Consider the following 13607-nt stretch of genomic DNA (forward strand, 5'->3'; position numbering starts at 1 on the left):
GGAAGGGGGCGAGATCATCCCGGAATCACGGGGCGCAATCATCTCGGAACAAAGGGGCGGCTTCATCGGAATCAGCAGGCTGGAGCCGGATCTCGACCGGATTGCGGGGCTGAGTGCCGAGCGTGAAGCGCTGTGGGCGCGGGTCGGGGCGGCGGGTTTTCTGACCGACGACGAGAAACGCGAGGCAGTGGGATATTGAGCGAATGGCCGCTTGGGTGTGATTTGTAATACGCCGTATTACAAATGGAGGCTCCTATGGCTGACAAAAAGAACGCCGATAAATCGGCTGACAAGCCGGTGCTCTCCGATCCGATCACGCTGCGTGTGCCGCAAGAGGCCGAGTACCCGCAGTTCAAGCTCGACTGAGCGTTGAGAAGGCAGGTATCGGCTGCAGCTTTCAAGCTTCAGCCTCTCACGCAACCTCCGAAGCGTCGGACTCAACCTCTCAAGGCTTCTGTACAAGCGATTCTGAAAGTTGACCAATATCCGCCTGCGCTCGCGGTAACACGGCGCCGCAATTGTCCGAAGGTGCTGTGGGTACACGCCTTTCCGAGATGCGCCTGATTGGGATCTCGACTGACTGCCCCCCCTCTAACCGACAAGGAATTAACAATGGCTGATCTTGGACATGATCCGGGCGCGATCATCGGCGTCTGGGCGGCGAAGACGGCGGGGGCTTTTGCAGGTGTCGGCGTGTCGCTGATCTACCTTCTGCCCAAAAGCAGGCGGGAGGCGGCGAGCCGGTTTGCAACGGGCGTGACATGCGGGTTGATTTTTGGCGGACCGACGGGGCTGTGGCTGGCAGAAAGGCTCGGCATTTCCGGCCTGCTTTCGGGAGCGGAAACGATGCTGGCGGGGTCGGCTGCGGCGAGCCTCTGCGCCTGGTGGGTGCTGGGCGCGTTGTCGCGGGTGGCGGAGAGATATGGCGGTCGACGCTAGGCGTTCAGCTGTGGCTGTCACCACCGCCACCTTCATCGGTGCCGGTATACATGACCGCGTCTCCCAGGGCGTGATCCGCTCTTTCGAGGGCATCGGCCAGAAGCGGCTTTCGGAAAATGGCTGGTGGATGCAGGGCAAGGCCGACTGCTCCAGCTATCACTGCCGTGCCTGAGATGAGACCGAGTGCGATGAGCATCAACGTCTGCATGGCGCGCTCCATTCAAGGACCCGTACTCCCAATATAATGCGGCTTGCACGGGGCTTCAACTCAGCCAAGAGCGCACGCCGAGCCGTTCGTTCAGTTCATTCAGGAGATTTTCATGCACGCTTACCGCGGGCATCGCGCCCCCATGCGTATTCCTTTGCGCCCGACGGCCCGAAAATTCGCCAATCTGGAACTGGCCGGGATTACCGGCGACGGCACCTTTTCCGGTTATGCCAGCGTCTTCGGCGAGGTCGATCTCGGCAAGGACAAGATCGAGCGCGGGGCGTTTCTGAACTCGCTTGTCGCCCGCGGCGCGGATGGCGTGCGGATGCTTTACCAGCATGATCCGAACGAGCCGATCGGCGCCTGGAAAACCATTCGCGAGGATGCCCGCGGGCTTTTTGTCGAGGGCGTGTTGTCGCCGGGCGTGGGCCGCTTGCGCGAAGTGTTTTCACTGATGAAAACGGGTGCGCTGGACGGGCTTTCGATCGGGTTTCGGACCGTCAAGGCGCGCACCGATGCCAAGACAGGGGTGCGGCGCATCCTCGAAGCCGATCTTTGGGAAATTTCCGTCGTGACCTTTCCGATGCTGCCATCGGCCATGGTTTCCGACGTCAAGCATGCCCGGTTCTTTCGAGATCGGGAAACAGAACTCGTCCGCCAGATGCGGCGGGCGGCGAAGATGATGTTCACCTCAAGCTTCAAGGGAAAATCGATATGACGGAGCAGGTTATGCAGGCAAACAAGGTGGCGCCCGAAGTGAAGGCCATACCCGAGACGGTAACGGCGGCTTTCGACGAGTTCATGGAGGCATTCGAGGCCTTCAAGGATGTCAACGACCGCAGGCTCGGCGAGATCGAGCAGAAGCTGACATCGGATATCGTCACCCGTGACAAGGTCGACCGTATCAACCGGGCAATGGACGACCAGAAGAAGGTTCTCGACCAGCTTGTTCTGAAGAAGGCACGGCCGCAGCTCGGATCGGCCCGTGCCAATACCCATGGAGGAGCCGAGCTGTCGCCGGAGGTGGCAGAGCACAAGGCCGCCTTCGATGCCTATGTCCGCCGTGGTGACGAGGCGGGGTTGCGCGAGCTGGAAGCCAAGGCGATGTCGGCAGGCAGCGGTGCGGATGGTGGTTATCTCGTGCCGGACGAGACGGATAGCGAGATCGGCAGGCGGGTTGCCGTCGTCTCGCCGATGCGGGCGCTTTCGACCGTGCGCACCGTCTCGACCGCCGTATTGAAGAAGCCGTTCGCGACGACCGGTCTTGCTACAGGCTGGGTGGCTGAGACAGCGGCGCGGCCGCAGACCAATGCGCCGCAGCTTGCCGAACTGTCCTTCCCGACCATGGAACTTTACGCCATGCCGGCGGCAACGCAGGCGCTGCTTGACGATGCCGCGGTCGATATCGAGGCCTGGATTGCCGGCGAGGTGGATATCGTCTTTGCCGAACAGGAGGGCGATGCCTTCATCCGCGGCGATGGTGTCAACAAGCCGAAGGGGTTTCTGTCCTACACAGCGGTGGCCGACAGCGCCTGGACCTGGGGCAATCTCGGCCATATCGCGACCGGGGCCGCAGGCGCCTGGAAATCCACCGGACCGTCCGACACGCTGGTCGACGCTATCTATTCACTGAAGGCGGGGCATCGGCAGAACGGCACCTTCATGCTGAACCGCAAGGTGCAGGCCGATATCCGCAAGTTCAAGGACGCCGACGGCAACTACATGTGGCGCCCGCCGGCATCTGCCGGTCAGCCGGCAACGCTGATGGGCTTTCCGGTGGCGGAAGCCGAAGAAATGCCGGATGTGGCGGCGGGTTCGCTGTCGATCGCGTTTGGCGATTTCCGCTCCGGTTATCTGGTCGTCGACCGAGCGGGAGTTCGTATTCTGCGCGATCCCTATTCGGCCAAGCCTTATGTCCCGTTCTACACCACCAAGCGCGTCGGCGGCGGGGTGCAGAATTTCGAGGCGATCAAGTTGGTGAAGTTTGCGGTGAGCTGATGCTGCTGCGAAGCGAATAGGAGTAGCGAATAGCGAATGGAGGGGCGGACGCGACCGCTTTCTCCCATCGCTACAAGCCATCTCCCTATTCGCCACACTCAATTCGCTATTCGCTTACCCAAGGGATTTCCATGACCTATGCACTGATCGATCCGCCACTGGCGGAACCGCTGACGCTTGCCGAGGTGAAGGCGCATCTGCGGCTTGATGGCGGTGAAGAGGATGCGCTTCTCCTGTCGCTGATCACGACCGCCCGCACGTTTCTGGAGAGCGAGACGGGGCTTTGCCTGATCGCGCAAAGCTGGCGGCTCTATCTTGATCGATGGCAGACGGACGGAGTGATCCCAATCCTCAAGTCGCCGCTGCAAGCGATTCTATCCGTTACGATTTATGATGCCGATGGCGCAGCCGTTGATGTTTCGCTTGAAGACCATCTGCTCGACGGTGTGGGGCGTCCGGCACGGCTCTGGCTGCGTGAACCACCTTCTCCGGGCCGGGCCGTGAATGGTATCGAGATCGATTTTTCGGCCGGTTATGGCGAGGCGGGAACGGATGTGCCGGACACGCTGAAACGGGCGATGCTGATCCATATAGGCCACATGTTCGCTTTTCGCGGTGTCATCTCGGCAGAGCAGCAGCCGGCCGGTGTTCCCGACGGCTACGAGCGGCTGATCGCGCCGTTCCGGATGCGGAGGCTCTGATGGTGGTCTTCTTCGACCCCGGCCAGATGACGGCGCGGCTTTTGCTGGAAGAGCCGGTCAGCATACCGGACGGGCAAGGGGGCGCGACGGTGAACTGGACAGAGACCGCCGCCATGTGGGCCAAGGTCGAACCGGTATCGGCAAGCCTTGCCGAACGAGCCGGTGCCGAGATCGGCACGATTACACATCGCATCTGGCTGCGGTTTCGCAGCGATGTTTCTGCCGGACAGCGTTTGCGCAAGGGCGCTCGGCTGTTTGCGGTGAAGCTGGTCCAGGACCCGGATGAGACCGGGCGCTATCTGACCTGTCTTTGCGAGGAGGGCGCGGGATGAGTGCGGCAAATGCACTTCTGAGGGCTATCCATTTGCGGCTTGCCGGCGATGCGGTGCTGACGGCGCTGATCGGGCCGGATGGCATTCGTGATCGCCTGCAGACGCGGCCGAAACTACCGGCAATCGTGATCGGCGAAATGGAGACCCGCGATCTTTCCACCGTGACCGAGCCCGGCGAGGAGCATTTTCTCACGCTGGAGGTCTGGTCCGAGGGGGAAGGACGGCGGCGGGCATTGGAGATTACCGCGAAGGTGACGGCGCTGCTCGACAATGCGGATCTGGCGCTCGACGGTGCCCTTCTGGTGAACCTGCTCAGGATCAGTGCGCGAAGCCGTCGCGAGCCGAAGACCAGATATTATCTCAGCGAGATACGTTTCAGGGCCGTGACGGAGTGACGATGCTGGCCGTTCGGCGCGCTTTTCTGACAAGCGAGATCAAAAGGATGACCGAGCAGAGAGCGACAAGCGTGAGCAGGATTGAAATGATGAGTGCGGTGGACACCCCTGTTCGGTCAAACAGGGCGGTAAACAGGATCGGGGCGATGGCATTGGCGATATTCTGCGGCATCATCAGCCGTGACGCCTGACGGCCGTATTCGCTCGGCGAAAACAGCGCCAGCGGCAGCAATGCGCGGGCGACGACCAATATGCCCGAGCCGAAGCCGTAAAGTGCGACGAAGATCCAGAGGCTGACGGTTGACGGTGGCAACAGGAGAAGGCTGGTGAAGCCGGCAACCATCAGGCTGATCCCGCTGACCGAGGTGAGAAAGGGATTGCCCCGCTTGCCGAGCAGCATATCGAAACCGCGTGCCGAAATGCCGAGCACGCCGCGTGCTGCGGCAAGCTGCAATGCGAGTTCAGGCGTGGCACCGGATTGTTGCAGCACTTCCAGAAGGGAAGGCGACAGGCCGAAGGTGACGAAGGAGGCGATTGCCGTTGAGAGCGCCACGAAGATGAAGGCTGCCTTTTTGCCGGCCGCAGTCAGCGGTACTGGTGCGGTGTTGGCCGATATGCGTGCGGTTTCCCGGGCGACCGGGTTCGGCAGGCCGAACAGATAGAGCGGCAGGCAGACGAAGACCTGCAATCCGGCGGCCCAGAGGAAGGTCGAACGCCAGCCTATCAGATCATGCAGCAGGTTGAGCAGCGGCCAGGAAATCGTCGGGGACAGGCCGGTGAACAGCATCAGAATGGCGATCGTGCGCTTTCCCTCGACGCCTTCGCGTTCGACCACAGCGGTGAAAGCCGGTGCATTGAGGGCAAGCGCTGCACCAAGACCGAGGATGATCCAGGCAGTTATGTAGCCGATCACCCCTTGTGCGCTGGCCAGAACGCAAAGCCCTGCGGCGAAGAACAGGGTTCCGATGGAAAGCACGCGTGAGGCGCCGAAACGCTCCAGCATCCTGCCCGTCAACGGGCTTGCGAAGGCGCTCGTGATCATCATGACGGATAGGCCCGCAAAGACGATCTCGTTTGCAAGGCCAAGATCCGAGCCGAGCTTGCGGCCGATCGCCCCGACTGCTTCGAATGTCGTTCCCCATCCGATCAATTGCCCAACGGCGAGGACGCTCACGGTTCTGACCGAACTGGGGGGATGAGGCATGGCGGGACATCGCGAAGGGAACTGGCGGTAACGGCTGTAGCAGGTCCTCGTAACAGCGGGAAGTGGCCTTTCGGGCGAAGACGACAACCAATCGAAAAGGAATGGTAGAATGGCAGCGCAGAAAGGCAGGGACCTGCTTCTGAAGGTCGACGATGGCGGAACGTTCATGACGGTGGCGGGGTTGAGATCGCGTCGTCTCGCATTCAACGCGGAGACGGTGGATGTAACGGATGCGGAAAGCGTCGGGCGCTGGCGGGAATTGCTGGGCGGCGCGGGTGTCCAGCGCGCATCGCTGACCGGCGCGGGGATATTCAAGGATCAGGCGAGCGATGAAAAGATAAGAGCCGCCTTCTTCGCCTCCGCGATATTGAACTGGCAGGTCGTGGTTCCGGGTTTCGGTACGATCGCCGGTCCATTTCAGGTGAGCGCTCTCGAATATTCCGGCGAGCATAATGGCGAGGTGCGCTTCGAACTGGCACTTGAATCCGCCGGCGCAATCACCTTCGGTGCGCTGTGATGGCCGGGGCGGCGATAAACGGCAGCCGGGCCAACCGGCACCGCGGCGAGGTGGAGGCGGTGCTGGACGGCGAGCGTCGTATCCTTTGCCTGACGCTGGGCGCATTGGCGGAACTCGAGACGGCATTTTCCGCGGAAGACCTGAACGGGCTGGCGGCGCGTTTTTCCTCCGGCAGGCTGAAGTCCGCCGACATGATCCGCATCATTGGCGCGGGCCTGCGCGGCGGCGGAAATCTGCTTTCGGACGACGAGGTGGCGGCAATGAGCGTCGAGGGAGGGATCGCGACCTATGCCGGTATCGTTGGCGACCTGCTGACAGCGACCTTTTCCGGGCACGGGGAGGGTGCCGCAGCAAACCCTTGAATGCCGCAGCGGGAAAGAATGTGCGTCACGACAGGGCAGGCGCGTCGGCGCCATTTCCCTGGGACGTGGTGATGCATGTCGGCTTCTCCCTGCTGCGGCTTTCTTCACGGGATTTATGGGCGCTAACGCCGGTGGAATTCCTTCTCATGACAGGTGCCGCGCGGCCACGCGAGATGGCGGCTGGCAGGGCCGAACTGGATGCGTTGATGCGAGCGTTTCCGGATGTGGGCGTCGGCGCAGCAATGTCTGACCTTCATCCTGGTCCTCTCCCCGCACGCGGGTGAGGGACTGTGGCTCACGGAGAACAACAATGGAAAACGACGATACGGATGTCTCCGCAACGCTTGCCGGTGCAGAGGCGCTTTCGGATGTGATGGCGGATCTGGAAGCCAGGTCGCAGCGGTTCGGTGCGGCGCTGACCGGTGCGCTGAGATCGGCAACGACCGGCAGCAAGGGGCTGGAGGATGTGCTGCGCGGATTGGGCAACCGGCTGACGGATATTGCGCTGAGTGCCGGTCTGAAGCCGCTTGAAGGCCTGCTCGGAAATGCCGTGGGATCGCTGATCGGATCCGTGACGCCGTTTGCCGATGGCGGGGTCGTACGGGCACCAAGCTATTTTCCGATGAATGGCGGCACCGGCCTGATGGGCGAGGCGGGGCCGGAGGCGATCCTGCCGCTGAAACGCGGCGCCGATGGCTCACTTGGCGTGGCTTCGGCTGGCGGCGGGGCAGGGCCACAGATCGTTTTCAATGTGACGGCGACGGATGTCGCGAGCTTCCGCAAGAGCGAGGCGCAGGTTTCGGCCATGCTCGCACGCAGCGTGATGCGCGGGCGCAGAGGGCTTTGAACCGGACACTTTAGGGGGAAATCGGCATGAGCGGGTTTCATGAAATACGTTTTCCGTTGCGATTGGCGCTCGACGCGAGCGGCGGGCCGGTGCGGCGCACGGATATCGTCAATCTCTCGAACGGGCGGGAACAGCGCAACCAGCGCTGGCGCGATAGCCGCCGCAGCTATGAGGTCGGATCGGGTATCCGCTCGCTCACCGATCTTTATGCAGTGCTGGAGTTCTTCGAGGCGCGGCGAGGGCAACTGTATGGTTTTCGCTTTCGCGATCCGGTGGATTGGGCCTCCTGTTCGCCGGGCGGGGTGGTTTCCGCAAACGACCAGATCATCGGCACCGGCGATGGCGTGACAGCCGTGTTTCAACTGGTAAAGGCCTATCAGGATGCGGGTGGCAGTTGGACGCGGCGGATCACCAAGCCGGTTCGGGAGAGCGTGCTGGTTGCCGTGGAAGGCGTGGCTGTCACGGATGCGACCTATACGGTCGATGCGACGACCGGGATGGTGACCTTTGCTGCGGGGCATGTGCCGGTGGCCGGCGCGCTGATCGAGGCCGGATATGAATTCGACGTGCCGGTGCGTTTCGACATCGACCGGATCGACGTCAACCTCGCGCATTTCGATGCCGGGCGTATCCCGACCATTCCGCTGACGGAGATATTGGCATGAGGACAATCCCGCAGGCATTCAAGACGCATCTGGACGGGCAGGCGACGACGACCTGCCATTGCTGGCGGGTGACGCGGCACGATGACGTCGTGATAGGTTTTACCGACCACGACCGCGACCTTAGTTTCGACGGTACGAATTTTCTGGCGGCGAGCGGCTTTGAAGCGAGCGAAAGCGAGCAGGCCGCAGGACTTGGCGCGGAAGCTGACGAGGTGGCAGGCGGGTTTTCGAGTGCGGCGATCGAGGAAGAGGATCTGGCGGTCGGACGGTATGATGGCGCCCGGGTGGAACTGTTTCTCGTCAACTGGGCCGCGCCGGATGAGCGCATGCTGCTGAATATACGCGAAATCGGCGAGGTCGTGCGGGCCGGCGGCCGGTTTCGTGCGGAGCTGCGCAGCATGGCACACCGGCTGAACCAGCCGCAGGGCAGGCTTTACAACCGCCGTTGCGACGCGAGCCTGGGGGATGGCAGGTGCAGGATGAATCTTGCCGCCTGGCGTGGTGAAGGGTCGGTCGTCGAGATGATCGACAGAAGCAGGCTGCTCGTATCGGGGCTGTCCGGTTTCGCCGATGGCTTTTTTCGGCAGGGGAGGATCGTGTTTTCGTCAGGCCTCTCCGCCGAGGTGGATGGACATGGCAGGCGCCAGGACGGGACAGCTGTCCTTTCACTCTGGTTGCCGCTGGAAGAGGAGATCGAGCCGGGCCGGGCATTCACCGTGACGGCCGGCTGCGACAAGACGTTTTCAATGTGTCGGGAGCGTTTCGCCAATTCGCTGAATTTCCGTGGCTTCCCGCATGTGCCGGGTTCGGACTTCGCCTATTCCTATGCAGACGGGGAGCGGGTCCATGACGGCGGCCCGATTTTCGAATGACGGGGCCGGGTGATCGGATCGTCGCGCTGGCGGAAAACTGGATCGGCACGCCCTATCGCCATCAGGGCGCAGTAAAAGGCGTGGGCTGCGATTGCATCGGCCTGATCCGTGGCGTCTGGCGCGAGCTTTATGGTCAGGAGCCGGAAGTCGTACAGCCCTATGCGCCGGACTGGGCCGAGCGCAGCGGCGAGGATAGACTGATGCAGGCCGGGCGGCGATTGTTCGGACCGGCCTTGCCATTGGCAGAGGCGAGGCCGGGAGATCTGCTTCTGTTTCGCTGGCGGCAGGATTGTGCGGCAAAGCATGCCGGTATTCTGGCTGGGTCGACGCATTTCATTCACGCCTACGAACAGGCTGCGGTGATACGCTCGGCGCTGGTGGCTTCGTGGCGGCGCAGGATTGCGGCCGTGCATCGCTTTCCGGAAACCCGGATTGATTGAAAATCTAGGTGGAGTGGCGTATATTGCTGAAGTGGTGAGCGGGGTTGCAGCCCGCTCACCTTGGACTTATTTGGCGAAATGAACCCGGACGGCTATTGACCAGCCCGTCCGGGTCACCCGCCAGATAAGCGTAATGCCAATCGGCTTGAGCCTCATAACATCACCTCCAGGTTTGAAAGCAGGGCTTCTGCCAAAGTCGGTGGAGCCCGTCTCCATCGATGTGCCGCGCTGGCTGCGGCACTCTCTGCTTTTGCTTCCAAACATCGATACGCTATCACAATTTTAGCGCGCATCCAGTCGTGAAGACGGGTGTGTGGGGAGAGATCATGGCTACTCTTCTTTTTCAGGCTGCGGGCGCGGCGCTCGGCGGCGTTTTTGGCCCGATCGGGGCGATCGTCGGGCGGGCTGCGGGGGGCTCTTGCCGGCAGCGTCGTTGACCGGAGTTTGATTAATGGAAGCCGCACGATTTCGGGCGCAAGGCTCGGTACGGCGCGGATTCCGGGTGCCGATGAGGGGAGTGCGATCAACCGGCTTTACGGGACGGCGCGGATCGGGGGTACAATGATATGGGCGACGCGTTTCGAGGAGGAGGTGACGAGTGAACGCACCGGTGGCAAGGCGACGGGCCCGCGCGTCGAGACGTTTCGCTACTTTGCCAATTTCGCCATCGGGTTGTGCGAAGGGCCGATCGCTTCGGTGAGGCGTGTCTGGGCCGATGGCCGGGAAATCGACCTGACCGCGATCGAAATGCGCGTCTATCGCGGCGACGAGGAACAGCTGCCCGATCCGCTGATCGAGGCGAAACAGGGAGAGGGATTGGCGCCGGCCTATCGCGGGCTGGCCTATGTCGTCTTCGAAAGGCTGCCGCTCGATGCGTTCGGCAATCGTATTCCGCTGCTGCAGTTTGAGGTGTTGCGACCGGTTGGCAGGCTGGAGGCGCAGATCCGGGCGGTGACAATCATTCCGGGGGCGACGGAGCATGGCTATCAGACCGGTCAGGTAACGGAGAGCACCGGTGAGGGCAGAGGCCGCATCATCAACCGGCATACGACGACGGCGCTGACCGACTGGCAGGCCTCGATCGATGAGTTGCAGGCGCTTTGCCCGAACCTTCAGCGGGTGGCGCTGGTCGTCTCGTGGTTCGGCACGGATCTCCGTGCCGGACATTGCCGGATCAGGCCGGGTGTCGAAGTGGAGGCGCGGCGCGATGAAAGCGATCCCTGGTCGGTAGCGGGCATCGGGCGAGGTGAGGCCTACCTGGTCAGCCGGCGCGACGGCGCGCCTGCCTATGGCGGTACGCCGAGCGACAGGAGCGTCAGGGCGGCAATCGCGGATCTCAAGGCGCGTGGATTGAAAGTCTATCTCTATCCGTTCGTGATGATGGATGTTCCAGCGGGAAACGGTTTGCCCGATCCTTATGGCGGCAGTGAACAGGCGGCCTATCCCTGGCGGGGCAGGATCACCTGTCATCCTGCTCCGGGAGAAGCCGGGTCGGTGGACCGGACGGCGGTTGCGCGAGCCCAGGTGGAGGCCTTCAGCCGAGGCAGCGAAGGTTATCGCCGCATGGTTCTGCATTATGCGGACATGGTGGGCGATGCTGGTGGTGTAGATGGTTTCATCATTGGCTCTGAACTGCGCGGGTTGACGCAATTGCGCGATGGCGCGGATCGGTTTCCCTTTGTTGACGAACTGGTCGAACTGGCCGGGGATGTCAGGGCGAGGGTCGGAGTGGAAACGAAGATAACCTATGGTGCCGACTGGAGCGAGTATTTCGGCTATCATCCGCAGGACGGTAGCGGCGACGTTTTTTTCCATCTCGATCCGCTCTGGGCCTCGCCGGACATCGATGCGGTTGGCATCGACAATTACATGCCGCTTGCCGACTGGCGCGACGATGACCTCGTAAAGCGTAACCCGGATGGCTTTGCTGCGCGCGACGACGTGACGGGGATGGCAGGGCAGATTGCAGCTGGTGAAGGGTATGACTGGTATTATGCCAGTGAGGCTGACCGGCAAAATCGCCTTCGCTCCCCCATAACCGACGGGCTGGCGGGCAAGCCCTGGGTCTTTCGTTACAAGGATATCGAAAGCTGGTGGTCGAGTCTGCATTTCGACCGTTCAGACGGTGCGGAGAGGGCGATGCCGACGGTCTGGACGCCGGGAATGAAGCCCGTCTGGTTCACCGAACTGGGATGTCCGGCAGTGGACAAGGGCGCCAATCAGCCGAATGTCTTCGTCGATCCGAAATCGGCTGAAAGCAATCTGCCATACTTCTCTTCGGGTGGAAGATCGGACAGTCAGCAGCGGCGTTTTCTTCAAGCGCACCACAATCATTGGCAGGGCAATACAGCACCGCAGGGCATGGTCGATCCGGACCATGTTTTTGTCTGGACATGGGACGCACGCCCGCAGCCGGCCTTTCCGGATGACCTGTCGTTCTGGAGCGACGGCAGCAACTGGCGGACCGGGCACTGGCTCAACGGACGCATTGGCGGCACCACGCTTGCCGATGCGATTGCCGCGATCCTTGTCGATCACGGCATCGAGGATTTCGATGTTTCTGCTGTCAGCGGTGACCTGACCGGTTTCGTGCAGGCGGACCTCACTTCGGCGCGGGCCTTGATTGAGCCGTTGATGGAGGCATTCCAGATCGATGCGGTCGAGGATGGCGGGCGGATACGGTTTCGCTCGCGCTTGGCATCGAGCCTTGAACCGCATGAAATCGCCGTTCTGGCCGATATCGAGGATGAGCCGCTATGGACGGAAAACCGGGGGCACGACAGTGATTTCCCTGCCGAGACCGCATTGGGTTTCTTCAATCCGGTGCTGGACTACGAGCAGGCAAGCGTGCGCTCGCGCCCGGTTTTGGCCGCGGCCAAGCGGGTGCTGGGTTACGATCTGCCGGCGACGCTTTTTGAGGAGACGGCGCTTGCTGCGGTTGAAGCTGCCCTGCGGGCAAACCGTATTGCCAGACGGACCGTGAGTTTTGCGATTTCACCGACCGACCAGACAATCGGGACGGGTGACGCGATCCGGCTCGCTGATGGGCCTGATGGAATATTCGTGGTCGATCGTATCGAAGAGGGTGCGATCCGCCGGATCGAGGCACGCCATCATGTGGCGGTGCCGCCTTCCGGTTCGTATGTGGCGACCAGCCGAGGTCATACAAGCGGCGGAGGCGTTTCCGATACCTTTCAGCCTGTCCTGCACTTCATGGACCTGCCGCGCCTGACGGATGCCGCATCGGAAAGCTTCGCCTGCGTTGCCGGTTACTGCCGGCCCTGGCGGCGCATGGTGATCTCCTCCTCGGCAACCAGCGAGGCATTTCGCACACGGGTGACGCTTGATCGCCCTGCACGGCTCGGGTTGCTGACTTCGCCGCTGCGGCCCGGCGTCTCGGGCCGGTTCGATCATGCGAATGTACTGGAATTGGATCTTCATTTTGGCGGACTGGCATCGGCCGATGACGTTGCAGTTCTTTCCGGCGACAACCGGATCGCGGTGAAGGCGCAGAATGGTGCCTGGGAAATCATTGGCTTTCTGTCGGCGCAGGAAATTTCACCAAAACGCTGGCGGCTGTCCGGCCTGCTGCGTGGGCTTGCCGGGACGCAGGATGCGACAGTGGCCGGTGCCGGGACCGGCAGTCCGTTTGTCTTGCTGGATGAAGCGGTGGTGTCGCTTGGACTCGGCAGCGAAGAACGCGGGCGGTCACTGAACTGGCTCGCCGAGAGCCTTGGCAGCGGTGGTGGTCGGGCCGGACCTCGTGTGTTTACCGGCGGCGCGCGAGCCGAAACCCCGTTGGCACCCGTGCATCTTTGGGCCGAGAGGAGAGCTGAAGGAGACATCGTCATAGGCTGGACGCGATGCGGCCGGGTAGACGCTGATGGCTGGGAGGCCTTGGACATCCCGATAGACGAACCACAGGAGCGGTATCGCATCGATCTGATCGCTCATGGCGATGTGGTGAGGAGCATCGAAGTGACTGAGCCGTCCTTTTCCTATGCCGCAGAAGACGAACTCGCCGACTTCGGTGAACGGCAAACAAGTATCGATTTCGCAGTCAGGCAGATGGGACGCGCGGTTCCTCTGGGCATTCCTGCGCGATCATCGATCAATCTTTGATAACA

Annotated in this window: 15 protein-coding genes and 2 pseudogenes; 16 read left to right on the forward strand and 1 reads right to left on the reverse strand. The window is 62.0% G+C overall.

The window, feature by feature from the left end:
* The 8 genes and pseudogenes from JZX87_RS31640 to JZX87_RS28660 form a co-directional block, all read left to right on the forward strand.
* Positions 1-199, forward strand: a pseudogene (locus JZX87_RS31640) (hypothetical protein); the annotation flags it as partial.
* A gap of 413 nt (positions 200-612) precedes the next feature.
* Positions 613-939 (forward strand): DUF6107 family protein, encoded by a 327-nt coding sequence (locus tag JZX87_RS28630; protein WP_206829233.1) that lies wholly within the window; start codon positions 613-615, stop codon positions 937-939.
* Positions 940-949: 10 nt separating this feature from the next.
* Positions 950-1111 (forward strand): hypothetical protein, encoded by a 162-nt coding sequence (locus JZX87_RS28635; RefSeq protein ID WP_206829235.1) that lies wholly within the window; start codon positions 950-952, stop codon positions 1109-1111.
* A gap of 148 nt (positions 1112-1259) precedes the next feature.
* Complete coding sequence (locus JZX87_RS28640; RefSeq protein WP_206829237.1) at positions 1260-1865, forward strand: HK97 family phage prohead protease; 606 nt, start codon at positions 1260-1262, stop codon at positions 1863-1865.
* Positions 1862-3145 (forward strand): phage major capsid protein, encoded by a 1284-nt coding sequence (locus JZX87_RS28645; RefSeq protein ID WP_206829239.1) that lies wholly within the window; start codon positions 1862-1864, stop codon positions 3143-3145. The genes JZX87_RS28640 and JZX87_RS28645 overlap by 4 nt, the downstream gene beginning before the upstream one ends.
* A 131-nt stretch (positions 3146-3276) precedes the next feature.
* Positions 3277-3846, forward strand: a complete 570-nt coding sequence (locus tag JZX87_RS28650) for a head-tail connector protein (RefSeq protein WP_183822609.1) — start codon at positions 3277-3279, stop codon at positions 3844-3846.
* On the forward strand, positions 3846-4178 hold the full coding sequence (locus tag JZX87_RS28655) for a phage head closure protein (protein WP_502711348.1): 333 nt from the start codon (positions 3846-3848) through the stop codon (positions 4176-4178). Before JZX87_RS28650 ends, JZX87_RS28655 begins: the two co-directional genes overlap by 1 nt.
* Positions 4175-4573 (forward strand): DUF3168 domain-containing protein, encoded by a 399-nt coding sequence (locus tag JZX87_RS28660; protein WP_206829241.1) that lies wholly within the window; start codon positions 4175-4177, stop codon positions 4571-4573. Before JZX87_RS28655 ends, JZX87_RS28660 begins: the two co-directional genes overlap by 4 nt.
* Here JZX87_RS28660 and JZX87_RS28665 read toward each other — a convergent pair.
* Positions 4554-5777, reverse strand: a complete 1224-nt coding sequence (locus JZX87_RS28665) for an MFS transporter (protein WP_206829243.1) — start codon at positions 5775-5777, stop codon at positions 4554-4556. The genes JZX87_RS28660 and JZX87_RS28665 overlap by 20 nt on opposite strands.
* Before the next feature lie 109 nt (positions 5778-5886).
* Between JZX87_RS28665 and JZX87_RS28670 the strand changes: the two genes are divergently transcribed.
* The 8 genes and pseudogenes from JZX87_RS28670 to JZX87_RS28705 all read left to right on the forward strand — a co-directional run bounded on the left by JZX87_RS28670 (position 5887) and on the right by JZX87_RS28705 (position 13602).
* Positions 5887-6294: a phage major tail protein, TP901-1 family gene (locus tag JZX87_RS28670; RefSeq protein ID WP_148145543.1), complete on the forward strand. Its 408-nt coding sequence runs from the start codon at positions 5887-5889 to the stop codon at positions 6292-6294.
* Positions 6294-6656 carry a gene transfer agent family protein gene (locus tag JZX87_RS28675; RefSeq protein ID WP_206829245.1) on the forward strand — a complete coding sequence of 121 codons (363 nt, stop codon included), beginning with the start codon at positions 6294-6296 and terminating at the stop codon, positions 6654-6656. Before JZX87_RS28670 ends, JZX87_RS28675 begins: the two co-directional genes overlap by 1 nt.
* A gap of 20 nt (positions 6657-6676) precedes the next feature.
* On the forward strand, positions 6677-6940 hold the full coding sequence (locus JZX87_RS28680; RefSeq protein ID WP_353654288.1) for a rcc01693 family protein: 264 nt from the start codon (positions 6677-6679) through the stop codon (positions 6938-6940).
* 26 nt (positions 6941-6966) lie between these two features.
* Positions 6967-7503, forward strand: a complete 537-nt coding sequence (locus JZX87_RS28685) for a phage tail tape measure protein (RefSeq protein ID WP_206829247.1) — start codon at positions 6967-6969, stop codon at positions 7501-7503.
* 26 nt (positions 7504-7529) lie between these two features.
* Entirely contained in the window at positions 7530-8168 is a 639-nt protein-coding gene (locus JZX87_RS28690; protein ID WP_206829248.1) for a DUF2460 domain-containing protein, read from the forward strand.
* A complete protein-coding gene (locus tag JZX87_RS28695) occupies positions 8165-9040 on the forward strand; it encodes a phage/gene transfer agent baseplate hub protein (RefSeq protein WP_206829250.1) in 876 nt (291 codons plus the stop codon). The genes JZX87_RS28690 and JZX87_RS28695 overlap by 4 nt, the downstream gene beginning before the upstream one ends.
* Positions 9037-9480 carry an NlpC/P60 family protein gene (locus JZX87_RS28700; protein WP_206829252.1) on the forward strand — a complete coding sequence of 148 codons (444 nt, stop codon included), beginning with the start codon at positions 9037-9039 and terminating at the stop codon, positions 9478-9480. The genes JZX87_RS28695 and JZX87_RS28700 overlap by 4 nt, the downstream gene beginning before the upstream one ends.
* Positions 9481-9806: 326 nt before the next feature.
* Positions 9807-13602, forward strand: a pseudogene (locus JZX87_RS28705) (baseplate multidomain protein megatron).
* The last annotated feature ends 5 nt before the right edge of the window (positions 13603-13607 follow it).

It is taken from the genome of Agrobacterium sp. Ap1, from assembly GCF_017313375.1.
GTDB classification, from domain to species: Bacteria; Pseudomonadota; Alphaproteobacteria; order Rhizobiales; family Rhizobiaceae; genus Neorhizobium; species Neorhizobium cellulosilyticum.